This is a genomic window from Enterobacter asburiae (assembly GCA_011754535.1).
Classification (GTDB): Bacteria; Pseudomonadota; Gammaproteobacteria; order Enterobacterales; family Enterobacteriaceae; genus Enterobacter; species Enterobacter cloacae_N.
The window spans coordinates 1,781,270-1,806,412 of record JAAQVN010000001.1 but is presented as its reverse complement, the minus strand read 5'-3'; the positions used below and the strand labels follow the sequence as shown (position 1 = coordinate 1,806,412).

Sequence of the window (25,143 nt, the reverse complement as noted above, 5' to 3'; positions counted from 1 at the left end):
TTCAATGTTGCAGAAATAAAAAAACCGCCGGGGGAAACCCGGCGGCAGGGAGTCAACCCGGCGTGTTACTTACTGCTGCCGTGGCTGTTTTTCCCCCCTTTTTTACCAGCCTCTGATGCGCGCTGAGGGTCATTTTTGAAGTTCCCCCCGCTGTGCTGGCCACCTTTACGACCTGCTTCTGATGCTCTTTCACGGTCTTCAGCGAAATTACCTGAACCACCACGATGGTTTGCCATCTCTAACCTCCAGAGTGTGAAACATTAGACATCATATTGCATTCAGTAAAAGAGGATTCTTTCACCTCGCGGCTCAAGGACAGCGCCTTTATCTGTGCCGCGTGAAACTAAGCTTAGTGGACTGAGGCTATCCGGCAAGTCACAGGTAATATCCTGCAACATGATCTCAGTCTTTCGGGTGAGTTGACGCGACGGAGACTCATAAACCTTTCTTATCATTTCAAAAAACGGCGGCGAGAAAGTTGTTTCATTTTGCTACAAACCTGTTTACCCACCATATTGTTATAAATCAAAGAAATGCCGTTCATTTTTGCAGTCTGGCCGTGATGACATATCTTTAAAAGAACGCAGCGATCCGCTGTCAGAAAAACCAACGAGGAGTGATGCAAAATGGCAAAAGTTCTGGTGCTCTATTATTCCATGTATGGACACATTGAAACCATGGCTCACGCGGTAGCAGAAGGCGCAAACAGGGTGGACGGCGTTGAGGTTGTGGTAAAGCGCGTACCGGAAACCATGCAGGCGGAAGCCTTCGCCAAAGCCGGGGGAAAAACACAAAACGCCCCGGTCGCCACTCCGCAGGAGCTGGCGGAGTATGATGCGATTATCTTCGGCACCCCGACCCGCTTCGGCAATATGTCAGGCCAGATGCGAACCTTCCTCGATCAAACCGGCGGGCTTTGGGCGTCCGGGGCGCTCTACGGCAAACTCGCCAGCGTATTCAGCTCTACCGGCACCGGCGGCGGCCAGGAGCAGACGATTACCTCAACCTGGACTACCCTTGCCCATCACGGGATGGTAATCGTGCCGATTGGCTACGGCGCGCAGGAGCTGTTTGACGTTTCCCAGGTGCGCGGCGGCACGCCGTACGGCGCAACCACCATTGCCGGTGGGGATGGCTCACGTCAGCCAAGCAATGAAGAACTCTCTATCGCCCGCTATCAGGGTGAATACGTCGCGGGTCTCGCCAAAAAACTCAACGGCTAATACCCAACAGGAGGACAAGCATGCCAACTCAAGAATCCAAAGCTCACCGCGTGGGCGAATGGGCAAGTTTACGCAATACCTCTCCGGAGATTGCCGAAGCTATCTTTGAAGTCGCGAAGTACGATGAAAAGCTGGCGGAGCAGATTTGGGAAGAAGGCAGCGACGAAGTGCTGGTGCGCGCCTTCGAAAAAACGGACAAAGACTCGCTCTTCTGGGGCGAGCAAACCATCGAACGTAAAAACGTTTAAGCGTTTCCCCCCGCCGCAGCGGGGGGTTCTCCTTTACTTCGCCGCGTTATTCATCACCGCATTGAATTTATCGACAGGACAGAAGCCGTTCGCATCCACCGGGCAGCCCTTCAGCTCCAGCGTCACGCGCTGCGCGGGCGACTGCAGCGAGAGCACGCTGGCGTTTCGCAGCTGCTCCGAGCTCTGATAGACATACTCAATTTTCATCAGCTCCTGATTGCTGTTTTTGTCATGCCAGCGCTGGAAGACAATTTTGCCACCAATCGGGGTACGCTCCTGCTGGTCGTGCAGCTGATACGGCTTGAAATCCAGCGCGGTGAGCAGTGAAGCGATGTTCGAATCGTGCCCCACCAGCAGGGTGATTTTCGGCGCTTTTGCCTGTTCGGTGACCAGGGTTTTATCGATATATTTCACCAGCGGCTTCGCCACGTTTTGCGCCACCTCGGTCGAGGTAAACAGCGAGTCCTGATAACCGTTCTTCAGCTTCGACAGCACGCGCCACTGCTGGTCGGTTTTGATTTCGCCCCAGGCCACCTGGTCGGCCGGGAAGCCTTCGTAATACTGCAGCGTGAACGCGTCCACCAGCGAGTTACCCACCTTCAGCGGCCCGGACACGCCAGGCTCTTTTTCATAGTCGGCGCTGAAGGCATCTTTCGCGTCTGCCAGCGAGCAGACCTTTTTCTCCTTGCAGGACGGGGAATCCGCGTAGTTCGTCATCTGCTCCAGCAGCTTATAGCTTTCACCAAGCTGCATTTTCTGCCGCTCGGTCTCCATCGCCTTCAGCGCTTTTTCGCGGAATTCCGGCGAGTTGTCGGTAATCACCGGATTAAAGGTCGGGTCCATGGTGCCCATTTTTTCCTGATGATGTACGGGAACGTCGCAGCCCGGGAACGCACCGGTAATGAAGAACTGCGCGGTCGCGACGGTACGCTGCAGGCTGTTGGCGTAAGCATACACGCTATCTGCTGGCGGGCACTCTCCCGTCTTCACCATCCCCTGCTGCGCCAGCCACTCGCGCATGTAATGGCCCATATAGACTTCCAGCACGCCACCCTTGGTAGTGAGCTGACCGCCCGGCACTTCCCACTCCGGCCACTGCTTCGGCGTGGACTGCTCCAGCACACTGCCGTTATTGGCGAGCGGCGCACGCAGGTTGTGACGGCTCATGATTAACACCTGCTCCAGTTGATAGCCTTCCGGCGTCTCCTGCGCCTGTGCGCCAAAGGTCATTGAAAGGGTAACTGCCACGGCAACTGCGAGTAGTGCTTTTCTCATCCCTCGTTCCTCACGCTTTTTTAATGTTCCAGTGAGTGTGACAGATTCGTGACAGTTTTTTCGGGAAGCATTTCTCAAACTGATAATTAACGTGCTTACGGTGGGTACCAATAAGTTTTATAATAAAACCACACACCACCGGAGAATTGACCGTGAAACGTACCCGCCTTGAAGAGAGCACCTGCCCCGTCGCCCGTTCGCTGGATATCATCGGCGACTGGTGGTCGCTGCTGATTGTACGCGACGCGCTGCGCGGGATTAAACGCTTCGGCGAGTTCCAGAAAAGCCTCGGTATCGCGAAAAACATGCTGACCACGCGGCTAAAACTGCTGGTCGACGAAGGGATACTCCAACTGCAGCCCGCCTCCGATGGCAGCGCCTGGCAGGAGTATGTCCTGACCGATAAAGGGCGCGCCCTGCAAACGGTGCTGGTCGCCCTCTCCCAGTGGGGCAATGAATTTTTGTTTGCGGAAAACGAATGCGGCACCGTGCTGGTCGATAGCGAACAGCGCAAACCGCTGCGTAAACTGAAGCTTATCGCCGACGACGGGCGCGAACTGACACCTGAAGAGATCGTGGCTAAACTCCCCTCCTGATCGTTCCCGACGGCAAAGCACAAAATGCCCAGCAAAATGGTTGCATTATAAAACCAAATAGCGGAGAGTTAATTCAGTTTCATATTGAAACCAAATAATCCACTTTGCTTTGAGGTAACACACGATGACTACGCAAATCACTACCGCCCTGATTACGGGTGCCTCTTCCGGGATCGGTGCCGTTTATGCCGATCGTCTTGCCGCGCGCGGTGCCAACCTGGTGCTGGTTGCCCGCCGCGAGGAACGCCTGAAAACCCTCGCTGCCGACCTGCGCGCGCGCTATGGCGTGGCCGTCGACATTCTGGTGGCCGATCTCACCGATGAAGCCGGGATCCGCGCCGTGGAAGAGGAGCTACGCAGCAATACCGCCATCGATACGCTGGTAAACAACGCGGGCACCGCACAGATGGCGCCGTTCCTCGCGGGCGATGTGGCGCAGCACCAGGCCATCAATACCCTCAACACCACGGCGCTGATGCGTCTGACCTACGCCATCCTGCCCCGTCTGGCGCAGAACAATCGCGGGACGCTGATCAATATCGCCTCTGTGCTATCGCTGCATGTCCGTGCGGGCAGCGCGCTCTACAGCGCCACCAAAGCCTGGGTGCTGAGCTTTACCCGTGGGCTGCAGGAAGAATTTGCCGACAGCAGCGTGCGCATTCAGGCGGTGCTGCCCGCCGCCACGGCGACGGAGATCTGGAGCCATTCAGGGGTTACGGTGAACGATTTGCCGGAAGGGTCGGTGATGACCACCGACGATATGGTCGATGCGTCGCTGGTGGGTCTGGATCAGGGCGAAGCGATCACTATTCCGCCGATGCATGACGCAGGCCTGTGGGATCGCTACGAAGCGGCACGCCTTGAGCTGTTTAACAGCGCGCGCACAGGTATTCCGGCACCGCGCTACGTGAGGCAGTAGCTTAACGCTCCAGCTGGTCGCCGTACTCGCTCATCCAGGCGGCCAGCGGGGAGAGTGCGTCCTGAAGGGTTAACCCCAGCCCGGTTATCTGATACTCCACGCGCGGCGGGATCTCCGGGTAGACCGTCCGCGTCACCAGCCCGCGCTGTTCAAACAGGCGCAGCTGCTTCGTCAGCTCTTTCTGGGTGATGGGGGCAGCCGCCCGCAGCAGATCGCCGAAGCGGACGGGCGCGTTGATCACAATCAGGCGATAGAGGATCGGGATTGCCCACTTGCCGGAAATCAGGTTGACAAACTGCGTCATCGGGCAGGTATAAACCTCAGATTTTTTTTCACAGCACTCAGTCAGCATTTCCGCCATAGCACACCTCTTGCCTCTTTAGTATCCATTTGGTACCTGGTTTCCTTTCGATACTAACGTTTCTATAGTGCTTTCTCCAGTGACTTTTCAGGAGAAGAACATGGGTCGTTTAACAGATAAATATACGCTGATTACCGGCGGCACCAGCGGCATTGGTCTTGCCACCGCGCAGGCGTTTATCGCCGAAGGGGCGCACGTCGCCGTGACCGGACGCAACCCGGCCACCCTTGCCGAAGCAGAACGTATTCTGGGCGATAAGGCCTGGGTGATCCCGACCGATGCGGGAGATATCACAGCGCAACGCGCGCTGGCGGAAACCCTCGCCGCCCGCTGGCCGCGCCTGGACGCGGTGTTTCTCAACGCAGGCGACGTGACGCACGCGCCGCTGGAAGCGTGGCAGGAAGAAGCCTGGGACCGCCTGATGGGCATCAACCTGAAGGGACCGTTCTTTTTAATTCAGGCGCTGCTGCCGCTGCTGAATAATCCGTCGTCGGTGATCCTCTGCGGCTCCGTGAGCACGCGCATCGGCCTGCCCACCAGCAGCGTGTATGCCGCGAGCAAGGCCGCCCTGCTGTCGCTGGCGCGCACCCTGTCGGCGGAGCTGCTGCCGCGCGGGATCCGCGTCAACGGCCTGAGCCCCGGCCCGGTGGAAACCCCGGCGTTTACGAAGACAGGCTTAAGCGAAGAGACGCTTAGCGCGATGATGGCGGACATCATCAAGCTGGTGCCGCTCGGCAGAATGGGCTCGACGACGGAGCTGGCAAAAGCCGCGCTCTATCTGGCGTCAGACGAGTCGAGCTACACGGTAGGGACGGAGCTGCTGGTGGACGGCGGTATGGGAAGTCTGTAACTCAAAAGGCGCTGATGCCGGTGACCGCGCCGACATACAGCGCCGCCCACGCGCTGGCGGAAAGCAGGCTGACGGCGTAGACCTTGACGGCGTTCAGCCTGAGCATCCCCGCCGCCAGCGGCACGATATAACGCAACACCGCCAGAAAGCGCGACGTAAACAGCACAACAACGCCGTTCTTTTGCAGCTGATGCTGTACCCGCAAGAACTTATCGGCATGCTTTGAGGTGAAACGCGTGACCAGCCGGGTGTGCCCCATCAGCTGGCCGATATGGTAATTCAGCACCGACCCCGCCGTTGCCCCCAGCACCACGGCGAGCCACGCCAGCGCAGGATGCATGCTCCCGTGGCTGACGGTTATGCCCGCCAGCAGCATCACCGAGGCGGGCGGCAACACGGAGGAGACCAGCACCGTCGACTTGCTCAGCGCCATCACGAATAACAGCGCGAACAGATGTGCCGGATACAGCGCAAAATGATTCAGCAGATTATCAAACCACGCCATTTTCCTCTCCTCCGTTGATTATATAATCCTCCATTAGAAAAGAATTACCTTAAATAAACCGTCAACGCTTTATTAATAAGATTCTCCTAAACCGTTCTTAAACATTATTTAATTTCCCGAGCGGTAATATCAAATAAGCGTATTATTTCTCTCGTTTTACAACGATCTCGTTATGGCGAGGCTCCTGTACAAATACACGTTATCGCTCTGGTGGGTTCGAGAGAACCGGCACAGGGTAAAACAGGCACTGTCGAATCAAGGCTTTGTCAGTATAACTTCCCTTGCGGGATACGGTGTACAGTGCTGAACCCAGGACGTGGGGATCTCCTCTTCGACATGCCCTGTCTTGCTCGCCCCTGAGAGATGTTATTATTCAAAGGGAATTCACTATGTCTTACGCTATTCACAACCAGAACCTGGCATTCAATGACAGCGCGGTCGCGCAATATATGAATACCGATTTTATCGTCCTCGACATTTCATTATGCGTCGCGCTGGCGCGCGAGCAATTCTTCGAAAAATTAAAAGACGATGATATTCCGTCGCATATTTTTATTGAAGACCATGGACGCCTGGCGGGCATGATTGCCGTGCGCAAATTATTGCAGGTCACGGATACCGTGCAGCCAATTAAAAGCCTGATGATTTCGCAGTTTTTGCAGGTTAAACCGGAGGATGAACGTGCCGATGTTGCCGGGCTGCTGGCCCACGGCGAGGCGGACGTCGTGCCCGTGGTCACCCACGGCAAGCTCGTCGGCTGCCTGACCGAGCGCGAAATCGCCCACCTGCTGGAAGACGACGTCACCGAAGATGCTCAGCTTCAGGGGGCGACGCTGCCGCTGGAGAAGCCCTATCTGGAAACCAGCGCCTTCAGCCTGTGGAAGAAACGCTCCGTCTGGCTGCTGCTGCTGTTTGTCGCGGAAGCCTACACCAGCTCGGTGATCCAGCACTTTGAAGAAGCGCTGGAGTCCGCCATCGCGCTGGCGTTCTTTATTCCGCTGCTGATCGGCACGGGCGGCAACAGCGGAACGCAGATCACCTCCACGCTGGTGCGCGCCATGGCGCTGGGTGAAGTGCGTCTGCGCGACGTGGGCCGCGTGCTGCGCAAAGAGATGACCACCTCGCTAATGATTGCCGTGACGCTCGGTATCGCCGGGTGTATCCGCGCCTGGATGATGGGGATTGGGCTGGAAATTACGCTTATCGTCAGCCTGACGCTGGTGTGCATTACGCTCTGGAGCGCGATCGTGTCGTCCGTCATTCCAATGGTGCTCAAGCGCTGCGGCATTGACCCGGCGGTCGTCTCCGCGCCGTTTATCGCGACGCTTATCGACGGTACCGGGCTGATTATCTACTTCAAGATCGCGCAATATACGCTGGGGCTGGAGTAACGCGGTCCGCCAGCTGAATCACCGCGCGCGAAAACGCCTCAATCGCCAGCGCGACATCCTCAGCCATCACCGATTCCGCCGGATGGTGGCTGACGCCTCCACTGCAGCGCACGAAGAGCATGCCTACCGGCCAGCGTTCCGCGATAGCAATCGCATCGTGGCCCGCACCGCTTGGCAGCGAGAGCGACCGCTCCTGTACCGATTTTACGGCCTCCCCCAGCACGCTCTGCAGGTGGCGATCGCACGGCGTGGCGGCAATGCGGTAAAACTCCTCGGCGCTAAACGCCAGCCCGCGGCGCGATGCGATCGCCTGGGCATGTTCCAGCAGGTCGTCAAGCAACCGATCCAGCGGCACATCCTGCGGGCCGCGAATATCCAGCGAGAGCTCAACCTCGCCGGGGATCACGTTCACCGCCCCCGGCAGGCAGCGCAATTCCCCGACCGTCGCCACCAGGTTGCCGCCCTGCTGTCGGGTAGCGTTTTCAATGATAACCATCCACTCGGCGGCGGCGGCCAGCGCGTCCCTGCGGTGATGCATCGGCACGGTTCCCGCGTGCCCGGCCTCGCCGGTGAAGCGGCAGTTCAGACGACGCGCGCCGTTAATGGCTTCCACCACGCCAAGCGCGAGCGCCTCCTGCTCAAGACACGGCCCCTGCTCAATATGCAGCTCCAGATAGGCGCTGAAATCCTCCTGACGGCGCGCGGCATTCGACACGCGGGCGGGATCGAGCCCCACCTGGGTCATCGCCTGCGCCACGTTGATGCCGCTGGCGTCGGCTTTTTCCAGCCAGCCCTGCGGCCAGGTGCCCGTCAGTCCCCGGCTGCCTAACAGCGTAATGCCGAAGCGGGTGCCCTCTTCGTCGCAAAAGCCGACAATCTCGATGGCCTGTGCCAGATGCACACCCTGCTGGTGCAGGCTGTCCACCACTTCGATGGCGGTGAGCACCCCGAGCATGCCGTCGTAGCGCCCGGCGTTGCGCACGGTATCCAGATGCGAGCCGAGCAGTACCGCCTGCGCCCCTTCCTGCGCGCCCTCATAGCGGCCGCAGATATTGCCCACGCTGTCCTGCCAGACGGTCATTCCCGCCTGGCTCATCCACTGCCCCACCAGCTGGTTGGCCTGCAGATGCTGCGTGGAGAGATAGACCCTTGTCAGCGCATCCGGGGTTTCGCTGATGGCGGCCAGCGCGTCGGCGCGGGCCATCACCCGTTCTGCCGCCGGGCTCATTGCGGCGTCTCGCGGCGATAGTGGTCCCACGCGGCCTGCATGGCTGCCCCCTGCGTAGTGGTGAATTTCAGGTAATTGAGCACCGACTCCAGCGCGCTCAGGGTGGTCATCACGCAGTCCTTGCGCGCGTTATAGCCCATAGTGCCGATGCGCCACACTTTGCCGTGCAGCGGGCCAAACGAGGTGCCGATTTCAATCCCGAAATCCTCCAGCATCAGCTTACGCACCTGGTCGCCGTTGACGCCCTGCGGGATTACCACGCCCAGCACGTTGTTCATCTTGTGCTTCAGATCGCCGAAGGTCTCCAGCCCCATCGCCTGAATGCCTTTCAGCAGCGCATCGCCGTGCAGCTTGTGGCGAGCGATGCCGTTGTCCAGCCCTTCCTGAAGAATCAGACGCGCGCATTCGCGGGCGCCAAACAGCGCGGTAGTGGCTTCGGTGTGGTGGTTCAGGCGTTCCGGCCCCCAGTAGTCCATTACCATGCCGAGATCGAAATAGTTGGAGTAGATCATCTCCTCGTCCCCGTCGCGGTGGGCGTCGGTGCGAATGCCCTCCTCAACGCATTTGCGGCGGCGGATCGCCTCCTCCATGCGCGCGCTCAGGGTGATCGGCGACGTGCCCGACGGGCCGCCGAGGCACTTCTGCATCCCGGCTGACACAGCATCCAGCCCCCAGGCGTCGGTCTCCAGCGCGTTGCCGCCGAGCGACGCGGTGGCGTCGGTGTAGAACAGCACGTCGTAGCGGCGGCAGATGGCGCCAAGCTCGGCGAGCGGCTGCAGCATGGTGGTAGAGGTGTCGCCCTGCACGGTCAGCAGCAGGCGCGGACGAATGCGCTTAATCGCATCCTCGACCTGGTCCGGGGTGAACACCTCGCCCCACGGCACCTCAATGGTGTGCACCTCCGCGCGGCAGCGGCGGGCAATTTCGCACAGCAGATGACCAAAGCGGCCAAAGACCGGCACCAGCACCTTATCTCCCGGGCGGATGGCGGAGACCAGAATGGCTTCAATCCCCGCGCGGGAGGTGCCGTCCACCAGCATCGTCCAGCGGTTCTCGGTGCGGAACACCCCGCGATAGAGCGCCATCACCTCGTTCATGTAGTGGGTCATGGCCGGATCGTACTGGCCGACCAGCTGGCTCGACATGGCGCGCAGCACGCGCGGGTCGGCGTTGATCGGGCCCGGCCCCATCAGCAGACGCTGGGGCGGGTTGATTTGCGGAAAGCGTGCGATATCCATTTATCAGTCCTTATCAGTTGAGGCCGCGCACGGAGGAGATGAACTGCTTCAGTTCCGTGGTCTGCGGGTTGGCGAACAGCGTTTTGCTGTCGCCCTGCTCCCAGACTTTCCCCTGGTGCATAAACACCACGCGGTCGCCCACTTCGCGGGCAAAATTCATTTCATGGGTCACGAGGATCAGGGTCATCCCCTCGGCCGCCAGCTGCTCCAGCACCTTGAGCACTTCGCCCACCAGCTCCGGGTCGAGCGCTGAGGTGATCTCGTCACAGAGTAAAACTTTAGGCGACATCGCCAGCGCGCGGGCAATCGCCACGCGCTGCTGCTGGCCACCGGAGAGGCTCGACGGGTAGTAATCCAGACGATCGCCAAGCCCCACTTTCTCCAGCATGCGCTGCGCTAGCTCGCGGCATTCGGCGGCGCTTTTCTTCAGCACCCGACGCGGGGCGAGCATTACGTTTTCCAGCGCCGTCATGTGCGGGAACAGGTTGAAGCTCTGGAACACCATCCCGACCGAGCGGCTGATTTCACGCGCCTGGGAATCCCGGTCGGTAATGGTCATACCGCCCAGCTTGATGCTGCCGTCCTGATAGCCTTCCAGCCCGTTGATGCAGCGCAGCAGCGTGCTTTTACCCGACCCGCTGCGCCCGATAATGGAGATCACCTGGCCCATGTCGATATCCAGATCGACGCCCTTGAGCACGTGGTTATCGCCGTAGTATTTCTGCACCTGATTAATGGTGATGAGAGGCATTGAATTTCGTCTCCAGATAGCGGCTGTAGCGCGACAGCGGATAACACAGAATAAAGTAGCCGAGCGCCACCAGCGCAAAGACCTTAAACGGCTGATACGTCACGTTGGTCAGCATGGTCCCGGCCTTGGTCAGCTCGATAAAGCCGATAATCGACGCCAGCGCGGTCCCCTTGATCACCTGTACGGCAAAGCCGACCGTCGGCGCAATGCCGATGCGCAGCGCCTGCGGGGCGACCACGCGAAACAGGGTCTGGCCAAAGGTCAGCCCCAGACAGCGCGAGGCTTCCCACTGCCCCTTCGGCAGCGCGCGAATGCTGCCGTACCAGATATCGAGCAGAAACGCGCTGGTGTAAAACGTCAGCGCCAGCGAGGCGGCGGTCCACGGCGAGACGTCGATGCCGAACAGCGCCACGCCGAAGAAGGCCAGGAACAACTGCATCAGCAGCGGCGTGCCCTGAAACAGCTCAATATAGCCGCGGATGATGCGCTTCACCGTGCGTCCGCCCGTCAGGCGCAGCAGCAGGAGCGGCAGCGTTACCACCGCCCCGCCGACAAACGCCACCAGCGACAGCAGCACCGTCCAGCGTCCGGCCAGCAGCAGGTTGCGAATAATGTCCCAGTCGGTAAAGGTGGTCATCATGCCTGCACCCCCAGCCATTTGCGTCCCGCCGCCATCATCAGCTGGCGCAGGGTAATCGACAGCGCTAAGTAAATCCCGGTTGTCACCAGATAAACCTCGAAGCTCAGAAACGTTCTGGACTGGATCAGGTTGGCGGCGAAGGTCAGCTCTTCATACGAGACCTGCGACACCACCGACGAGCCGAGCATCACGATGATGCACTGGCTCACCAGCGCCGGATAAATGCGCTGCAGCGCGGGCGGCAGCACCACGCGAATAAAGGTCTGCAGACGGGTCAGCCCCAACACGCGCCCGGCCTCCCACTGCCCTTTCGGCGTGACCTGAATGCCCGCGCGGATAATTTCGGTGCTGTACGCGCCCAGGTTCACCACCATTGCCAATAGCGCCGCTTCCCCCGCCGTCATCTTCAGGCCAAGATTCGGCAGACCGAAGACGATGAAAAACAGCTGCACCACAAAGGGCGTGTTGCGGATGATTTCCACGTACGCGCCCCAGATCCGGCTGTACCAGGTGGTGCGTCCGCTGCGGATCGCCGCGCCGAAAATCCCGATTGCCAGCCCGCCGATGGTTGCCATTACCGTCAGCTGAATGGTGACCCACAATCCCGCCAGCAGCTCCGGCCAGTGCGGCCAGAGGGCTGAAAAATCAAGTTGCTCCGTCATCGGCTCAGGCGCCAAGGTTTGCCGGCAGCGGAGCCTTCAGCCATTGCTCAGACAGGCCGTTCAGCGTGCCGTCCTTGATGCCCTGCTCAATCAGCGCATCCACTTTTGCCTTCAGGGCCGGTTCGTTTTTCTTCAGGCCGATAAAGCACGGCGAGTCTTTCAGCATAAAGCTCGGCACCGGGGCTTTATCCGCGTTCTGGCGCGAAATGGCTGCCACCACGAGGTTACCTGTTGCCACATACTGCACCTGGCCGGAGAGGTAGGCGGAGAGCGTGGTGTTGTTGTCTTCGTAGCGTTTCACGTTGGCATCTTTCGGCGCCAGGCCGGTCAGCACCATGTCCTCCACCGCCCCGCGCGTCACGCCGATGGTTTTTCCGCTCAGCGCGGCGGCGTCCTTCAGCTCGGCCCCTTTCGGACCAAACACGCCGAGGAAGAACGGCGCGTAGGCGCGGCTGAAGTCGATCACCTTCTCGCGCTCCGGGTTTTTACCGAGGCTTGAAATAACCAGATCCACCTTATCGGTTTGCAGGTACGGCACGCGGTTGGCGCTGGTCACCGGCACCAGCTGCAGCTTGAGCTTCATCTGTTTGGCCAGATAGCGCGCCATGTCGATGTCATAGCCCTGCGGCTGCAGATCGGTCCCCACCGAGCCAAACGGCGGGAAGTCCTGCGGAACGGCAATGCGGATAGTGCCGCGCTTCTCGATATCCTGAAGCTGATCAGCCTTTGCCGGCAGCTGTGTGAAGAGACATGCGGCCCCGGCCAGTGCAATTAACAGTTTTTTCATGGTGCTTCCCCGTAACGTTAACATGAAACAAAAGATTCTTTGAATGTGTTTTTGCAACTAATGTGCCAGATAAGGCGAAGCGGGGAATATTCTTGTGAAGCCTGATAAAACAAGGACGGGTCGAAAAAACGTGCGTTTCTCCGACCCGTCACCTGCACCATTTCAATGCAAAAGCACCAGTCTGATGCCCCATTATCGTTGTTCGAGTTCGTCCAGCTGCTGATAGAGGGAGGCAATCTCGTGAATGCGCGGGCGCCCTTTATCGAGGATCTCATGCAGGAAGGCATTCGCCAGCAGGTTAATCAGGCTGTTGACCGAGGAGTAGCTGTCATAGGCCGAGACGCTGTCCAGCGGGGCGCAGAGCTGCCAGCTCGCGAGCGGAAACAGGCTGTGCGCCTGCGGCTCGCACATCAGCAGCACCGGAATACCGCTGCTATGAAGCTGCTGCATCAGCGGGCGGATAATGCGCGGGCGGCGGCGAAAGGCCATCATCACCACCAGATCGTCCGGCGTTAAGTCCACCATCTCCTCGCTCAGGCTCTGCCCCGGCTGCGGCAGGACCAGCACCTGGCCGCGCGCCTGCAGCAGCTGCTGGCGCAGGTGGAGCGCCGCAGGATAGGCGTTACGCATGCCGATAATGACGATGCGCCGCGCCTTGACCATGCAGGCCATGCCGTCGGCAAACTGCTGCGCGTCGAGGGCATTGACCCACTGGGTCAGGTTCGCCATCTCCTGCTTATAGTGGCGCGCAAGCAGCGTGTTGCCCTGCACCGCGTCGCGGTTATCGGTGAGCGGCATCCCGCTCTGGCGCAGGGTGCGCAGCTCGTCGCGCATGTCCTTATATTTCTCGTAGCCCAGACGCTTAAACAGACGGCTGACCGTGGCTTTCGACACCCCGCTCAGCTGCGCCAGCTCGGCGCTGTTGTAGCTGATCAGGTCGTCAAAATGGTCGAATATAAAGTCCGCCACCCGCTGCTCCTGCGGCGACAGCGACGGGTACTGTGCTTTCAGACGTTCATCCAGTTGTTCCATAGCGCCTCTGTAACTTTTGTTTCATCACATTTTGCCTTTCATTCTACCTTTCATTATACGTGCCAGTTTACTGAAACTTTTCTTTCAGAACTGGAACAGCTTTTGCAGCACCTTGTGACTTTCAGGGTTACGAGGACTCCTCATGCAAAGTAATGTCTCCACGCACGGCATGGCCGTAGCGCCCCACCATCTTGCCAGCCAGAGCGCGCTGGCGGTGCTGCGCGAAGGCGGCAGCGCGATAGAAGCGATGGTCGCCGCGGCGGCCACCATCGCCGTGGTTTACCCGCATATGAACGGGCTGGGCGGCGATGGCTTCTGGCTTATCGTGCCGCCGGAAGGCGACCCTGTCGCCATTGATGCCAGCGGCGCGGCGGGTTCGCGGGCAACGCTCGCCGCCTACGAGGGGCTCACGCACATTCCCCATCGCGGGCCGCAGGCGGCGCTGACCGTCGCCGGCACGGTGAGCGGCTGGGACGAGGCGCTGAAGGTCTCCCGCGAGATGACCGGCAAGTCGCTGCCGCTGGCTCGCCTGCTGGCCGACGCCATTGAGTATGCACAGAACGGCACGCCGGTCACGGCCTCACAGGCTCATGCCACGGCCAGCAAATTCGACGAGCTGAAAGACGTCCCCGGCTTCGCGGAAACCTGGCTGGTGGACGGTAGGCCGCCGCAGGTCGGGAGCCGCTTTTATCAGCCCGCCATGGCCTCAACCCTGACGCGCCTGGCGGAAGACGGCCTGGACAGCTTTTACCGCGGCCCGCTGGCGGACGTGCTGGCGCACGGCATGGAGACGCTGGGCCTGCCCTTGACGCTGGCCGATCTTAACGCGCACGCAGCCCGGCGCACCGCGCCGCTGAAGCTGCTGCATCAGCAGGGCGAGATCTTTAACCACGCCCCGCCGACGCAGGGGCTGGTCTCGCTGGCGATACTCGGCATCACCGACCGCCTGAACATGGCGGAGGCAGACGACGCCGACACCATTCACCGCATCGTTGAAGCCACCAAGCTGGCCTTTGGCCTGCGCGATGCCCACATCACCGACCCGCGCGAGCTGAAAACCGATATTCAGGGTCTGCTGGATCCCGCCGCTCTGCAGGCGCTTGCCGAGAGGGTTGACGACGGCCGCGCCGCGCCGTGGGGCACCGGAAAAGGCCCCGGCGATACGGTGTGGATGGGGGTAATGGATAACAGCGGGCTCGCCGTGTCGTTTATCCAGAGTATCTATCACGAGTTCGGCAGCGGCGTGGTGCTGCCCGACACCGGCATCGTCTGGCAGAACCGGGGGGCATCGTTCAGCCTCGATCCCAATCATCTTCTGGCACTCGCGCCGGGCAAGCAGCCTTTCCATACCCTGAACCCGGCGGCGGCGCGTCTTAAGGACGGGCGCGTGATGGTCTACGGATCGATGGGCGGTGACGGACAGCCACAAACCCAGGCCGCGCTTTTTACCCGCTACGTGGTTCAGGGCCTGCCTTTACAGGAAAGTATCTCCCGCCCACGCTGGCTGCTGGGGCGCACCTGGGGACAAACTTCTGACACGTTAAAACTTGAAGGACGCTTCAGCGCTGAGGCGGTCTCTCGGCTTCGCTCGCGGGGACATGAGGTGGAAATGTTCCCTGATTTCAGTGAAGCGATGGGCCACGCGGGCGCGATTGTCCGCCATCCCAACGGGCTATTCGAAGGGGCATTTGACCCGCGCAGCAACGGCGCAGCCGCCGGATTCTGAGGAGAAAAAAATGACGACACCACAACCCAACTGGCAGGCCTATCTTGCGCAAATGGAGTCTGTGCTCGGCGTAGAGCTGGACGATGCCCGCCGCGCCGAGCTGCATGTGCAGTTCAGCCGCATTGCCAGCATGGCCGCCCCGCTGATGGCGCTGCCGCTCGACGACCGTCTGGAGATCGCAGGAGTGTATAAAGCATGACGCTACATGAGATGAGTATCAGCGACATTCAGCAGGCGCTGAGCGCGGGCGAGCTGAGCGCCCATGAGATTGCCCGCCAGACGCTGGAGGCCATTGCGCGCGTTAACCCGCAGATCAACGCCTGGACCGCCGTGACGGAAGCACGCATGCTCGCCGAGGCTGAGAACATCGACACCCTGCGGCGCGAAAAGCGCCCCCTGCCGCCGCTGGCGGGCGTGCCCTACGCGGTGAAAAACCTGTTCGACGTTGCCGGACACACCACCCTCGCGGGGGCAGAGCTGTTCAGCCAGCGCCCCGCCGCGGCCGCCGACAGCTTCGCCGTGCGCCAGTTGCGCAGCGCGGGTGGGCTGCTGTCCGGGATGGTGAATATGGACGCCTACGCCTACGGCTTTACCACCGAGAACAGCCGCTACGGCGCGACGCGTAACCCACACGACCTGACGCGCATTGCGGGCGGGTCCTCCGGCGGTTCAGCTGCCGCCGTGGCCGCCGGGCTGGTGAACTTTTCGCTCGGCACCGATACCAACGGGTCGATTCGCGTTCCGGCCTCCCTGTGCGGCATCTACGGCCTGAAGCCCACCTTTGGCCGCCTGTCGCGCTCCGGCAGCCATCCGTTTGTCGCGAGCCTGGATCATATCGGCCCCTTTGCCCGTCGGGTGTGCGACCTGGCGTCCGTGTACGACGCGCTGCAGGGTCGGGACAGCAGCGACGGTTTTCAGGCAGAGAGCTCGCGCGAGCAGACGCGCCCCCTGCTCGATCGCGGGCTTGACGGCCTGCGCTGCGCGGTGCTCGGCGGCTACTTCACCACCTGGTGCGACACGGATGCCAGAGACGCCGTGGCGCGGGTGGCGAAGGCGCTGGACGTGCAGGATGAGCTGCAGTTACCGGACGCCGAACTGGCGCGCTCGGCGGCGTTTATCATCAGCGCCTCCGAGGGCGGAAATCAGTATCTGCCCGCGCTTCGCCGCGAGCCCGAGCGTTTTGAGCCGCACTCCCGCGAACGACTGCTGGCCGGGGCGATGATCCCCTCCGCCTGGTATATTCAGGCCCAGCGGTTCCGCGCGCAGGCCCGGCAGGCGTTTCACGCGCTGTTTGCCCAGGCCGACGTGCTGATCGCCCCCGCGACGCCGCGCAGCGCCACGCGGATTGGCGAACAAACCATGGAGATTAATGGTCAGCCGCTTCCCATTCGCGCCAGCATGGGCATGCTGACCCAGCCGATATCATTTTTGGGTCTGCCCGTGACCACCGTTCCGCTGCGTACCGCGCAGGGTGCGCCTATTGGCCTGCAACTGATTGCCGCGCCGTTTAACGAGCAGGCCTGCCTGCGCGTCGCGCACGTGCTGGAAGAGAGCGGCATCGCCGACGCGCGTCCGGCGGAGGTGGCCGCATGATGAATCACGATGACATTAACCTGCCGTGGGTAGTCGCCGAGGTGACCGCCGCGTTTTACCGCTATGAAGACGCGCTGGTGAGTAACAACATTGCGGTGCTGGACGAGCTGTTCTGGCACGACAAAAACACGGTGCGTCTGGGGGCGGGTGAAAACCTGTACGGGATTGATGAAATTCGCGCCTTCCGGGCGGCGCGCCCCGCCGCCGGGTTGCAGCGGACGTTGCGCCACACCGTCATCACCACCTTCGGGGAGGATTACGCGGTGTGCAGCACCGAGTTTACCCGCGAGGGCACGGAGCGGATTGGCCGCCAGCAGCAGACGTGGGTGCGGTTTGCATATGGGTGGCGCATTGTTGCAGCGCAGGTGAGTTTGATGGTGTAACCCCACCGGGAATACATGGTTCCGTAGGCCGGGTAAGGCGCAGCCGCCTCCCGGCTAAACACGGCACATTTACTTCTGAAACGGATGCACCTCCCGCCAGTGGTCGGCAATCTGCTGGCGGGTACAGACCCACACCTGCTCATGCTGCTGCACGTAATCCAGGAAGCGCTGCAGCGCGCGAAAACGCCCCGGCCGCCCCAGCAGACGGCAGTGCATGCCGATGGACATCATCTTCGGCGCGCTTTCCCCCTCTTCGTACAGCACGTCAAAACTGTCCTTCAGATAAGTGTAAAACTGCTCGGCGGTGTTAAACCCCTGCGCGGTCGCGAAGCGCATGTCGTTAGCATCCAGCGTATACGGCACGATCAGGTGAGGTTTTTGGGTGCCGTCACCGCAGGCCACTTCCGTCCAGAAGGGCAGGTCGTCGCCATAGTAGTCGCTGTCGTAGTCGAAGCCGCCGTGCTCCACCACCAGCTGGCGCGTGTTGGGGCTGTCGCGTCCGGTGTACCAGCCCGTCGGCGGCTTGCCGAACAGGTCGGTCAGCACGTGCACCGCCTTGTGCAGATGTTCGCGCTCCTGTTGGATATCTATGTGCTGATAGTGGATCCAGCGCCAGCCGTGGCTCACCACGTCGTAATCCGCTGCCCTGATTGCCTCGACGATCTCCGGGTGACGCGCCAGCGCCATCGCCACGCCGAAGACCGTCAGCGGCAGGCCACGCTTTTGAAATTCACTGTGGATCCGCCAGAACCCGGCGCGGCTGCCGTATTCGTAGAGGGAGTCCATCGACATGTGTTTGTCCGGGTAGCTGGCCGCGCCGATGATGTCCGACAGGAACTGCTCGGATCCGGCATCGCCATGCAGAACGTGGTTTTCCGCCCCTTCCTCATAATTGAGCACAAACTGCACGGCGATGCGCGCCTGATTTGGCCACCGCGCGTGCGGCGGGTTGCCCGCGTAGCCGCGCAGATCCCGCGGGTAATCCTGTTCAAAAAGTCCCATTGCCACCCCCAAAAATTAAAATGGATTCAATGCCTGAAAATGTCCGCTTAACGCTTTTTTCTCCGGAAATGCCAGATCCCCGTGCTTGCTGGTCGAGAGCCCCAGCGCCACCAGCGACTCCACCATCTTCACCGCCGCGCTGACGCCGTCGATCACCGGCACGCGCAGCTCGCGGGTCAGCTCCTGTGCCAGCGTCGCCATGCCGCCGCAGCCGAGCACGATGGCGCCGCAGCCATCCTCTTTCAGCGCCTGAATACAGCGCGCGCGCACCTTCTCCTGCGCCAGACCGCTGCCGTCTTCCAGCGCCAGCACCGGGAGATCGATAGCGTGCAGCGCCGCGCAGCGATCGTGAAAGCCATACTGGTGCAGCAGATGACGGGCAATAATCAGCGTGCGCGGCAGCGTGGTCACCACCGAAAAGCGCGTCGCCACCAGCGTCGCCATATGCATGGCGGCTTCCGCAATGCCCACCACCGGCCCGTGCGCCAGCTCACGCGCCGCCAGCAGGCCCGGATCGCCAAAGCAGGCGATGACGTGACCGTCCACGCCCTGCTCTCTGCCGAGCCTGACCTGCTCAAGAACCCCCACGGCGGCGATGGCTTCATCAAAGTGGCCCTCGATAGACGGCACGCCCGCGCCCGGACAGACCGCGAGGATCTCCGTACCTGGCGCCGCCACCGCGCGGGCCGCCGCGCCGATGATTTCCGTCATCGCGAGGCTGGTGTTGGGGTTGATCACTTGTATACAGACAGACGACATTACGACTCCTTGTGGCCGGCAAACAGCCGGGCAAAATCAGGCAGGCACTCGCCCGCCCGCTCGAAGCAGAGGCTGGCGACGATATGTTCAAAATGGTGCATTAAGGCATCGCTGAGCGGCTCAAGCGCCTTCTGGCGCAACAGTTCCACCAGCTTTTCGTGGTCGTTGCAGCGGCAGCCCTGGCGCCACGGCGCGCCCCAGGCGGCAATCACCAGCGAGGATCGCTGGCTCAGGCTTGTCACCATCTCCGTCAGCACCTGGTTACCGGAGATGGCCTGCAGCTGTATGTGGAAATTGGCGGAGTGACGGATCGCCGCCGGCCCGTCGTACGCCTCGTGCGCCTGCTGCTCCTGGCGAATAATGGCCTCCAGCGCGGCGAGATGCGGCGGCTGACAGTGGGCCAGCACGTCCGGCAGGTTGGCGACCTCCAGCAGGGCGCGGGTGCGAAAGATGTGCTGCGCCTCTTCCACCGTCGGGCTGGCGACGTGTGCACCACGCTTGGGCGTTAAGGTGACCATTTGCACAGCGGCGAGTCGCTGCAGCACCTTACGGATGCCCGTGCGGCTTACGCCAAACACCTCGGCCAGCGCCTCTTCCGGCAGTTTGCTCCCCGGCAGCAGCTGATGTTCGACAATCGCGGTCATCAGCGCCTGAAAGATCGATTCGTCTTTGTCATGCAGGTCTGGCGCGGTCTGCAAGGCATTTACGTTATTCATTCACCACTCCGTCTTTTACTCTTCTTTATCGAATCGTATACATAAAATTAAAATATTGCATACAAGATTTAATATTTTGGCCTGAATCCTGCAACACCGACTCCACTCCCACTCAACGGGTTTTCAAACACAGGAGCAGGTTTCATGCCAAACAGTCAAAACGCGCAGCAAGGTACGGCCGCTGATTCCGGTGCGGTTTACAGCCCACGTCTTTGCAATGAGGATCTGGCACCGACGCGTGACCAGAACTGGAGCTGGTACAACATCTTTTCGTTCTGGATGTCGGACGTCCACAGCATGGGGGGTTATGTTGTCGCCGCGAGCTTCTTCACGCTCGGGCTGGCAAGCTGGCAGGTGCTGCTCTGCCTGCTGGTGGGGATCTGCATCGTGCAGCTGTGCGCCAACCTGGTAGCCAAACCGAGCCAGATGGCGGGCGTGCCCTACGCGGTGATCAGCCGTCAGGCCTTTGGCGTCTTCGGGGCCAATATTCCGGCGGTGATCCGCGGGCTGATTGCCTTTGCGTGGTACGGCATCCAGACCTGGCTGGCCGCCAACGCGCTGATGCTGGTGGTGCTGAAGTTTTGGCCTTCTCTGGCGAGCCTTACCATCGGTGCCTTCCTGGGCCTGTCGCCGCTGGGCTGGATCTGCTTTGCCATCATGTGGGTACTCCAGGCGATGGTCTTCTGGCACGGCATGAGCGCCATCAAGCGCTTTATTGATATCGCCGGTCCGGCGGTTTATGTGGTGATGCTGGCCCTCGCAGGCTGGATTGTATACAAGACCGGCTTTGACGGCATTTCCTTCACCCTCGCCAGCAAATCCCTTAGCGCGGGCGAGCAGACCTGGCAGATGATCACCGCGACCGCGCTGGTGGTTTCTTACTTCTCCGGCCCGCTGCTCAACTTTGGCGACTTCTCCCGCTACGGCAAAAGCATGGGCGAGATCCGCCGCGGCAACCGCTGGGGCCTGCCGTTTAACTTCCTGCTGTTCTCCATCGTCACCGTGGTCATTGTCTCCGGCACCCAGTCGCTGTTTGGCCGCATGATCACCGACCCAATTGAAACCGTCAGCCGCGTGGGTAACGATCTGGCCGTGGCGATTGGCCTGCTGACGATGATCACCGCCACTATCGGGATTAACATCGTCGCGAACTTTGTCTCGCCGGCGTTTGATTTCTCTAACTGTTCGCCGCAGAAAATCAGCTTCCGCACCGGGGGCATGATTGCCGCCGTCGGCTCGATCCTGCTCACCCCGTGGAACCTGTTCAACTCGCCGGAGCTTATTCACTACACCCTGGACGTGCTCGGGGCGTTTATCGGCCCGCTGTTCGGCATTCTGATTGCCGATTTCTACCTGATTAAGCGCGGCAAGGTGTCGGTGGACGATCTGTTCGACGACACGCCAAAGGGCAAATACTGGTACCGCAACGGCTTCAACCCGAAAGCCATTGGCGCGCTAATCCCGTCCGTTGCCGTGGGGCTGGTGATTGGCTTTATCCCGGCCCTGCATGAGGTGGCAAACTTCAGCTGGTTTATCGGCGTCTTCCTGGGCGGCGTGACCTACCGCTGGCTGGCGCGGGAAGAGCGCGAGACGGCAGGCGCGACCTCGTTCAGCTCCCGCGTGGCGACGCAAAAAGAGTAACCCCTTCCTCCGGCCGCAGTTTATCTGCGGCCCGTTCATTCTGGCACCGTTCTTGCTAAGCCCTCTTACCCCGCTACGCAAACACTAAGGCAGGAACCATGATGGAATACCAGACTGCGATACGCGGTGCATTTTTCGATATTGCCCGGGTCTGCGACAGCGCAGACGCCATCGCCCAACACGCGCGCTACCTTGAGGACGGCCTGCTGTTTATCCAGCACGGAAAAATTCTGGCGCAGATGCCGTGGCAGGAGGGCGAGCAGTATCTTGACCCCCGCAAGGGCTACACCGACCTGCGCGGCAGGCTGCTGCTGCCCGGTTTTGTCGACACTCACGTTCATTACCCGCAAACGGAGATGATCGGTGCCTTTGGCGAACAGCTGCTGGAATGGCTGACTACCTACACCTTCCCGGTGGAGAGCCAGTTTGCCGATGAAGCCTACGCGAAAGAGATCGCCGAATTTTTCATTCAGCAGCTGGTGAGTAACGGCACCACCACCGCGCTGGTGTTTTGCACGCTGCATCCGGAATCGGTCGAGGCGCTGTTTACCGAGGCCCTGCGCCTGAACATGCGCCTTATCGCCGGAAAGGTGATGATGGACAGACACACGCCGGACTACCTGAGCGAAGACGCGAAGCAGAGCTACCGGCAGACGCGGGCGCTGATCCAGCGCTGGCATCACCGGGGGCGGCTGGGGTATGCCATCACGCCGCGCTTTGCCCCGACCTCATCCCCCGAGCTGCTTGCCGCGGTCAGCCTGCTCAGAGAGGAGTTCCCGGATACCTGGCTGCAGACCCATCTGAGCGAAAACCCCAACGAAGTGGCCTGGGTAAGCGATCTCTGGCCGGAGCATGAGCGCTATCTGGACGTGTATCACCACTACGGCCTGACCGGCGAGCGCAGCGTATTTGCCCACGCGATTCACCTTCACCACAGCGAGTGGCAGTGCCTGCATGACACCGGTTCGGCGGTGGCGTTTTGCCCCACCTCTAACCTGTTTCTCGGCAGCGGGCTGTTTCGCCTGCCCGCCTGCTGGCAGCACAGGGTGCGGATGGGCATCGGTACCGACGTCGGCGCGGGCACCACCTTCAGCATGCTGCGCACCCTGGGGGAAGCCTACAAGGTGGGCCAGCTGCAGAGCTACCGCCTGCGCGCCAGCGAGGCGTTTTACCACGCCACGCTGGGCGGCGCGCATGCCCTCAGGCTGGACGATAAGATTGGCAACTTCGCGCCCGGCAAAGAGGCGGATTTTGTGGTTATCGACCCTGACGTAACGCCGCTGCAGCGCCTGCGCAACTCCCGCTGCAAGGATATTTACGAGCAGCTTTTCGTGCTGATGACCCTGGGCGACGAGCGCAACATCAGCGAGACCTGGGTCAACGGCGAGCGGGTGTGGTCAGCTACCCCGGTAGGTTGACCACCCGCCAGGGGCAATCACAAAAGGCAGATGGTAGTGTTCGTCTGCCGCCTCTCCCGTCACAAAATCAATTTGCGCGCAGGGATAGAGCGTATCGCGACCGGTTTCGCTAAACCACGCGCCGATCTCCGCCACCAGCCGATAGCGGCCCGCGGGCAGAGAGGGAACGAACGCAGTGATGCGACCCTGCGCGTTGGTCACGCCCGTGGCCAGCGTGCCCCCCTCCTGTTGCAGATGGACTGTCACACCCGCTGCGGGTTTGCCGGTTGAGATATCGAGAATATGGGTGCTGAGCGTGCTCATTCGCTAATAGCTCCTTCCAGCCGTAGCAGCGTAATTTCCCGCAGCTGTTCCAGCGCGGCACGAACTTCCTGCGCGTCGCTGTTCTCCAGCCGCGCGTGCAGCGCCTGTAAAATCTCTTCGCCGCTGCGGCCCTTCGCGCGGATCAGAAAGACGCGTCCGAAGCGGGCCTCGTAGCGGGCATTCCCCTCGCGCAGCGCCCGGGCAAGGTCAGCATCGCGGTCATTGACCGCGCCCTGCTCCTGGCGCGACAGCGCCGCCTCCGCCTGTGAGCCCGCGGGCTTTTCCCCGATGCGCGGATGGGCGCTCAGAGCTTGCGCCAGCGCCGCTTCGTCCCAGTTTTGCATCAGCGATTTTGCCGTACTGAACAATTCGTCCCGGCTGGCGTAAGGCCGCCCGTGAACCAGCGCATCGGCCCAGTCGGGGAGCGCCACACAGGGGTGAATCAGCGCTAACGCCTTTTCGTGGGGAAGATGATTGAAGTCGTGCAGTGCGATCATAGTGTCTCCTTTATTGTCCTTCTCCAGGCTATTGCACAAACCACGCCACCTTGAGCGCAGGCGTGAAACAGTCGATTCCCTGTAGCGCAACTGGAAATTTTTGATTCATAAAAAGGCACGCTCACCGCGTTTGCGCACCTTAGCAGTGCAAACGTCTCCCTCACAACGCCGTTTTCGCCACTCTGCAGCCTGGTACGCAAATTGCTGAATGCCTTTACACCCTGCAAAAGGAGAGAAGCATGAAAGCAATCGTGATTGGCGCGGGTATTGGCGGCCTGAGCGCCGCCGTCGCGCTGAAGAGAGCGGGCATCGACTGTACCGTGTTTGAAGCCGTAAAAGAGATCAGGCCCGTCGGGGCGGCCATCTCCATCTGGCCGAACGGCGTGAAATGCATGCAGCACCTCGGCATGGGCGACATCATCGAGACGTACGGCGGGCCGATGCGTTTTATGGCCTACAAGGATTACCGGCGCGGCGACACCCTGACCCGCTTCAGTCTCGCCCCGCTGGTTGAGCGTACTGGCGGGCGCCCCTGCCCCGTCTCGCGCACTGAACTCCAGCGCGAAATGCTGGACTTCTGGGGACGCGACAAGGTGCAGTTCGGCAAGCGCGTGGAACATGTGCATGAAGACGACGCGGGCGTGAACGTGACCTTCACCGATGGCACCACGGCAACCGGGGATTTCCTGATTGCCGCCGACGGCAGCCACTCTGCGGTTCGCCCGTATGTGCTGGGCTATACGCCGGAGCGCCGCTACGCCGGCTACGTAAACTGGAACGGGCTGGTAAAGATTGATGAAGAGATTGCCCCGGCGCACCAGTGGACCACCTTCGTTGGCGAGGGTAAGCGCGTGTCGCTGATGCCCGTTTCCGGCGGCCGCTTCTACTTCTTTTTTGACGTGCCGCTGCCCGCGGGCCTGGCGGAGGATCGTACCACCCTGCGCGCCGACCTCACTGGCTACTTCCGCGGCTGGGCGCCGCCGGTGCAAAGGCTTATCGCGGCGCTGGATCCTGAAACCACCAACCGCATTGAAATCCACGACATTGAGCCGTTCGACAGCCTGGTGCGCGGCAACGTCGCGCTGCTCGGCGATGCCGGGCACAGCACCACGCCGGATATCGGCCAGGGCGGCTGTGCGGCGATGGAAGACGCCGTCGTGCTGGGGGAGTGCCTGCGTGAAAACCACAGCATTACGCTGGCGCTGCGGCAGTACGAGGCGCTGCGCTGCGACCGGGTGCGCGACCTGGTGCTGAAGGCGCGTAAACGCTGCGACGTCACCCACGGGAAAGATATGGCGTTGACGCAGGCCTGGTATCAGGAGCTCAAAGAGGAGACCGGGGAGCGCATTATCAACGGTCTGTGCGAGACCATTCAGGGCGGCCCGTTAGGCTGAACAAG

29 protein-coding genes are annotated in these 25,143 nt (G+C 61.0%); 13 read left to right on the top strand and 16 right to left on the bottom strand.

Features of this window, described 5'->3' with window-relative positions:
• Positions 1 to 65: 65 nt before the first annotated feature.
• A complete protein-coding gene (locus tag HBM95_08415) occupies positions 66 to 236 on the bottom strand; it encodes a general stress protein (GenBank protein NIH42951.1) in 171 nt (56 codons plus the stop codon).
• 390 nt (positions 237 to 626) lie between these two features.
• On the opposite strand from HBM95_08415, the gene wrbA reads away from it, so the two are divergent.
• Together wrbA and HBM95_08405 are read left to right on the top strand one after the other, a co-directional pair.
• Positions 627 to 1,223: an NAD(P)H:quinone oxidoreductase gene (wrbA, locus tag HBM95_08410; GenBank protein ID NIH42950.1), complete on the top strand. Its 597-nt coding sequence runs from the start codon at positions 627 to 629 to the stop codon at positions 1,221 to 1,223.
• A gap of 20 nt (positions 1,224 to 1,243) precedes the next feature.
• Entirely contained in the window at positions 1,244 to 1,471 is a 228-nt protein-coding gene (locus HBM95_08405) for a hypothetical protein (protein ID NIH42949.1), read from the top strand.
• A gap of 33 nt (positions 1,472 to 1,504) precedes the next feature.
• Here the strand turns inward: HBM95_08405 and agp are convergent, their stop codons facing one another.
• Complete coding sequence (gene agp / locus HBM95_08400) at positions 1,505 to 2,746, bottom strand: bifunctional glucose-1-phosphatase/inositol phosphatase (protein ID NIH42948.1); 1,242 nt, start codon at positions 2,744 to 2,746, stop codon at positions 1,505 to 1,507.
• A gap of 152 nt (positions 2,747 to 2,898) precedes the next feature.
• On the opposite strand from agp, the gene HBM95_08395 reads away from it, so the two are divergent.
• Both HBM95_08395 and HBM95_08390 read left to right on the top strand, forming a co-directional pair.
• Complete coding sequence (locus tag HBM95_08395) at positions 2,899 to 3,342, top strand: helix-turn-helix transcriptional regulator (GenBank protein NIH42947.1); 444 nt, start codon at positions 2,899 to 2,901, stop codon at positions 3,340 to 3,342.
• Positions 3,343 to 3,466: 124 nt separating this feature from the next.
• On the top strand, positions 3,467 to 4,261 hold the full coding sequence (locus HBM95_08390) for an SDR family oxidoreductase (GenBank protein NIH42946.1): 795 nt from the start codon (positions 3,467 to 3,469) through the stop codon (positions 4,259 to 4,261).
• Position 4,262: 1 nt separating this feature from the next.
• Here HBM95_08390 and HBM95_08385 read toward each other — a convergent pair whose 3' ends face one another.
• The gene (locus tag HBM95_08385) at positions 4,263 to 4,622 is read right to left on the bottom strand and encodes a helix-turn-helix transcriptional regulator (protein ID NIH42945.1); all 360 of its coding nucleotides are present in this window, start codon (positions 4,620 to 4,622) and stop codon (positions 4,263 to 4,265) included.
• A gap of 100 nt (positions 4,623 to 4,722) precedes the next feature.
• Between HBM95_08385 and HBM95_08380 the strand changes: the two genes are divergently transcribed.
• Positions 4,723 to 5,472, top strand: a complete 750-nt coding sequence (locus HBM95_08380; protein ID NIH42944.1) for an SDR family oxidoreductase — start codon at positions 4,723 to 4,725, stop codon at positions 5,470 to 5,472.
• Position 5,473: 1 nt separating this feature from the next.
• On the opposite strand, the gene HBM95_08375 is transcribed toward HBM95_08380, so the two are convergent.
• Complete coding sequence (locus HBM95_08375) at positions 5,474 to 5,977, bottom strand: DedA family protein (GenBank protein ID NIH42943.1); 504 nt, start codon at positions 5,975 to 5,977, stop codon at positions 5,474 to 5,476.
• 389 nt (positions 5,978 to 6,366) lie between these two features.
• On the opposite strand from HBM95_08375, the gene HBM95_08370 reads away from it, so the two are divergent.
• A complete protein-coding gene (locus tag HBM95_08370) occupies positions 6,367 to 7,368 on the top strand; it encodes a magnesium transporter (protein NIH42942.1) in 1,002 nt (333 codons plus the stop codon).
• Here the strand turns inward: HBM95_08370 and hpxK are convergent.
• The 7 genes from hpxK to hpxU form a co-directional block, all read right to left on the bottom strand.
• Positions 7,334 to 8,596, bottom strand: coding sequence for an allantoate amidohydrolase (gene hpxK, locus HBM95_08365; protein NIH42941.1), 1,263 nt, complete (start codon positions 8,594 to 8,596; stop codon positions 7,334 to 7,336). The two genes, HBM95_08370 and hpxK, sit on opposite strands and share 35 nt — an antisense overlap.
• On the bottom strand, positions 8,593 to 9,834 hold the full coding sequence (locus tag HBM95_08360) for an alanine--glyoxylate aminotransferase family protein (GenBank protein ID NIH42940.1): 1,242 nt from the start codon (positions 9,832 to 9,834) through the stop codon (positions 8,593 to 8,595). The genes hpxK and HBM95_08360 overlap by 4 nt, the downstream gene beginning before the upstream one ends.
• Positions 9,835 to 9,847: 13 nt before the next feature.
• A complete protein-coding gene (locus HBM95_08355) occupies positions 9,848 to 10,585 on the bottom strand; it encodes an amino acid ABC transporter ATP-binding protein (protein NIH42939.1) in 738 nt (245 codons plus the stop codon).
• On the bottom strand, positions 10,566 to 11,222 hold the full coding sequence (locus HBM95_08350) for an amino acid ABC transporter permease (protein ID NIH42938.1): 657 nt from the start codon (positions 11,220 to 11,222) through the stop codon (positions 10,566 to 10,568). Before HBM95_08350 ends, HBM95_08355 begins: the two co-directional genes overlap by 20 nt.
• Positions 11,222 to 11,887 carry an amino acid ABC transporter permease gene (locus tag HBM95_08345; GenBank protein NIH42937.1) on the bottom strand — a complete coding sequence of 222 codons (666 nt, stop codon included), beginning with the start codon at positions 11,885 to 11,887 and terminating at the stop codon, positions 11,222 to 11,224. The genes HBM95_08350 and HBM95_08345 overlap by 1 nt, the downstream gene beginning before the upstream one ends.
• 4 nt (positions 11,888 to 11,891) lie before the next feature.
• Positions 11,892 to 12,674 (bottom strand): transporter substrate-binding domain-containing protein, encoded by a 783-nt coding sequence (locus tag HBM95_08340; protein NIH42936.1) that lies wholly within the window; start codon positions 12,672 to 12,674, stop codon positions 11,892 to 11,894.
• 192 nt (positions 12,675 to 12,866) lie between these two features.
• Positions 12,867 to 13,706: a MurR/RpiR family transcriptional regulator HpxU gene (gene hpxU, locus HBM95_08335; GenBank protein ID NIH42935.1), complete on the bottom strand. Its 840-nt coding sequence runs from the start codon at positions 13,704 to 13,706 to the stop codon at positions 12,867 to 12,869.
• Positions 13,707 to 13,848: 142 nt separating this feature from the next.
• Here hpxU and hpxW point away from each other — a divergent pair, with 142 nt between their 5' ends.
• Genes hpxW through hpxZ form a run of 4 tightly spaced genes read left to right on the top strand, consistent with a single transcriptional unit; the run spans position 13,849 to position 17,408 of the window.
• Positions 13,849 to 15,432: an oxamate amidohydrolase gene (hpxW, locus tag HBM95_08330; GenBank protein NIH42934.1), complete on the top strand. Its 1,584-nt coding sequence runs from the start codon at positions 13,849 to 13,851 to the stop codon at positions 15,430 to 15,432.
• Between the two features lie 10 nt (positions 15,433 to 15,442).
• A complete protein-coding gene (gene hpxX / locus HBM95_08325; protein ID NIH42933.1) occupies positions 15,443 to 15,631 on the top strand; it encodes an oxalurate catabolism protein HpxX in 189 nt (62 codons plus the stop codon).
• A complete protein-coding gene (locus HBM95_08320) occupies positions 15,628 to 17,025 on the top strand; it encodes an AtzE family amidohydrolase (GenBank protein NIH42932.1) in 1,398 nt (465 codons plus the stop codon). The genes hpxX and HBM95_08320 overlap by 4 nt, the downstream gene beginning before the upstream one ends.
• Positions 17,022 to 17,408: an oxalurate catabolism protein HpxZ gene (gene hpxZ, locus HBM95_08315; GenBank protein ID NIH42931.1), complete on the top strand. Its 387-nt coding sequence runs from the start codon at positions 17,022 to 17,024 to the stop codon at positions 17,406 to 17,408. The genes HBM95_08320 and hpxZ overlap by 4 nt, the downstream gene beginning before the upstream one ends.
• Positions 17,409 to 17,477: 69 nt before the next feature.
• On the opposite strand, the gene puuE is transcribed toward hpxZ, so the two are convergent.
• The 3 genes from puuE to HBM95_08300 are packed head-to-tail and all read right to left on the bottom strand — an operon-like array spanning position 17,478 to position 19,885.
• On the bottom strand, positions 17,478 to 18,410 hold the full coding sequence (puuE, locus tag HBM95_08310; GenBank protein ID NIH42930.1) for an allantoinase PuuE: 933 nt from the start codon (positions 18,408 to 18,410) through the stop codon (positions 17,478 to 17,480).
• Positions 18,411 to 18,425: 15 nt separating this feature from the next.
• Complete coding sequence (gene hpxA, locus HBM95_08305; GenBank protein ID NIH42929.1) at positions 18,426 to 19,169, bottom strand: allantoin racemase; 744 nt, start codon at positions 19,167 to 19,169, stop codon at positions 18,426 to 18,428.
• Positions 19,169 to 19,885, bottom strand: coding sequence for a GntR family transcriptional regulator (locus HBM95_08300; protein NIH42928.1), 717 nt, complete (start codon positions 19,883 to 19,885; stop codon positions 19,169 to 19,171). The genes hpxA and HBM95_08300 overlap by 1 nt, the downstream gene beginning before the upstream one ends.
• A 144-nt stretch (positions 19,886 to 20,029) precedes the next feature.
• On the opposite strand from HBM95_08300, the gene HBM95_08295 reads away from it, so the two are divergent.
• Together HBM95_08295 and guaD are read left to right on the top strand one after the other, a co-directional pair.
• The gene (locus HBM95_08295; GenBank protein NIH42927.1) at positions 20,030 to 21,526 is read left to right on the top strand and encodes an NCS1 family nucleobase:cation symporter-1; all 1,497 of its coding nucleotides are present in this window, start codon (positions 20,030 to 20,032) and stop codon (positions 21,524 to 21,526) included.
• Between the two features lie 98 nt (positions 21,527 to 21,624).
• Positions 21,625 to 22,944 (top strand): guanine deaminase, encoded by a 1,320-nt coding sequence (gene guaD, locus HBM95_08290; GenBank protein NIH42926.1) that lies wholly within the window; start codon positions 21,625 to 21,627, stop codon positions 22,942 to 22,944.
• Here guaD and uraH read toward each other — a convergent pair.
• Together uraH and uraD are read right to left on the bottom strand one after the other, a co-directional pair.
• The gene (uraH, locus tag HBM95_08285) at positions 22,924 to 23,247 is read right to left on the bottom strand and encodes a hydroxyisourate hydrolase (protein ID NIH42925.1); all 324 of its coding nucleotides are present in this window, start codon (positions 23,245 to 23,247) and stop codon (positions 22,924 to 22,926) included. The genes guaD and uraH overlap by 21 nt on opposite strands.
• The gene (gene uraD, locus HBM95_08280) at positions 23,244 to 23,744 is read right to left on the bottom strand and encodes a 2-oxo-4-hydroxy-4-carboxy-5-ureidoimidazoline decarboxylase (protein NIH42924.1); all 501 of its coding nucleotides are present in this window, start codon (positions 23,742 to 23,744) and stop codon (positions 23,244 to 23,246) included. Before uraD ends, uraH begins: the two co-directional genes overlap by 4 nt.
• 239 nt (positions 23,745 to 23,983) lie before the next feature.
• On the opposite strand from uraD, the gene hpxO reads away from it, so the two are divergent.
• Positions 23,984 to 25,138, top strand: coding sequence for an FAD-dependent urate hydroxylase HpxO (hpxO, locus tag HBM95_08275; GenBank protein NIH42923.1), 1,155 nt, complete (start codon positions 23,984 to 23,986; stop codon positions 25,136 to 25,138).
• The last annotated feature ends 5 nt before the right edge of the window (positions 25,139 to 25,143 follow it).

Bases quoted from the DNA above. Each gene is read 5' to 3' on its own strand.
- HBM95_08320 (NIH42932.1), top strand. From the start codon at position 15,628: ATGACGCTACATGAGATGAGTATCAGCGACATTCAGCAGGCGCTGAGC.
- guaD (NIH42926.1), top strand. From the start codon at position 21,625: ATGATGGAATACCAGACTGCGATACGCGGTGCATTTTTCGATATTGCC.
- wrbA (NIH42950.1), top strand. From the start codon at position 627: ATGGCAAAAGTTCTGGTGCTCTATTATTCCATGTATGGACACATTGAA.
- hpxO (NIH42923.1), top strand. From the start codon at position 23,984: ATGAAAGCAATCGTGATTGGCGCGGGTATTGGCGGCCTGAGCGCCGCC.
- hpxW (NIH42934.1), top strand. From the start codon at position 13,849: ATGCAAAGTAATGTCTCCACGCACGGCATGGCCGTAGCGCCCCACCAT.
- HBM95_08340 (NIH42936.1), bottom strand. From the start codon at position 12,674: ATGAAAAAACTGTTAATTGCACTGGCCGGGGCCGCATGTCTCTTCACA.
- HBM95_08380 (NIH42944.1), top strand. From the start codon at position 4,723: ATGGGTCGTTTAACAGATAAATATACGCTGATTACCGGCGGCACCAGC.
- HBM95_08390 (NIH42946.1), top strand. From the start codon at position 3,467: ATGACTACGCAAATCACTACCGCCCTGATTACGGGTGCCTCTTCCGGG.
- hpxZ (NIH42931.1), top strand. From the start codon at position 17,022: ATGATGAATCACGATGACATTAACCTGCCGTGGGTAGTCGCCGAGGTG.
- HBM95_08370 (NIH42942.1), top strand. From the start codon at position 6,367: ATGTCTTACGCTATTCACAACCAGAACCTGGCATTCAATGACAGCGCG.
- HBM95_08360 (NIH42940.1), bottom strand. From the start codon at position 9,834: ATGGATATCGCACGCTTTCCGCAAATCAACCCGCCCCAGCGTCTGCTG.
- HBM95_08355 (NIH42939.1), bottom strand. From the start codon at position 10,585: ATGCCTCTCATCACCATTAATCAGGTGCAGAAATACTACGGCGATAAC.
- hpxA (NIH42929.1), bottom strand. From the start codon at position 19,169: ATGTCGTCTGTCTGTATACAAGTGATCAACCCCAACACCAGCCTCGCG.
- uraD (NIH42924.1), bottom strand. From the start codon at position 23,744: ATGATCGCACTGCACGACTTCAATCATCTTCCCCACGAAAAGGCGTTA.
- HBM95_08385 (NIH42945.1), bottom strand. From the start codon at position 4,622: ATGGCGGAAATGCTGACTGAGTGCTGTGAAAAAAAATCTGAGGTTTAT.
- hpxU (NIH42935.1), bottom strand. From the start codon at position 13,706: ATGGAACAACTGGATGAACGTCTGAAAGCACAGTACCCGTCGCTGTCG.
- HBM95_08345 (NIH42937.1), bottom strand. From the start codon at position 11,887: ATGACGGAGCAACTTGATTTTTCAGCCCTCTGGCCGCACTGGCCGGAG.
- agp (NIH42948.1), bottom strand. From the start codon at position 2,746: ATGAGAAAAGCACTACTCGCAGTTGCCGTGGCAGTTACCCTTTCAATG.
- puuE (NIH42930.1), bottom strand. From the start codon at position 18,410: ATGGGACTTTTTGAACAGGATTACCCGCGGGATCTGCGCGGCTACGCG.
- HBM95_08295 (NIH42927.1), top strand. From the start codon at position 20,030: ATGCCAAACAGTCAAAACGCGCAGCAAGGTACGGCCGCTGATTCCGGT.
- hpxX (NIH42933.1), top strand. From the start codon at position 15,443: ATGACGACACCACAACCCAACTGGCAGGCCTATCTTGCGCAAATGGAG.
- HBM95_08415 (NIH42951.1), bottom strand. From the start codon at position 236: ATGGCAAACCATCGTGGTGGTTCAGGTAATTTCGCTGAAGACCGTGAA.
- uraH (NIH42925.1), bottom strand. From the start codon at position 23,247: ATGAGCACGCTCAGCACCCATATTCTCGATATCTCAACCGGCAAACCC.
- HBM95_08350 (NIH42938.1), bottom strand. From the start codon at position 11,222: ATGACCACCTTTACCGACTGGGACATTATTCGCAACCTGCTGCTGGCC.
- HBM95_08375 (NIH42943.1), bottom strand. From the start codon at position 5,977: ATGGCGTGGTTTGATAATCTGCTGAATCATTTTGCGCTGTATCCGGCA.
- HBM95_08300 (NIH42928.1), bottom strand. From the start codon at position 19,885: ATGAATAACGTAAATGCCTTGCAGACCGCGCCAGACCTGCATGACAAA.
- HBM95_08405 (NIH42949.1), top strand. From the start codon at position 1,244: ATGCCAACTCAAGAATCCAAAGCTCACCGCGTGGGCGAATGGGCAAGT.
- hpxK (NIH42941.1), bottom strand. From the start codon at position 8,596: ATGAGCCCGGCGGCAGAACGGGTGATGGCCCGCGCCGACGCGCTGGCC.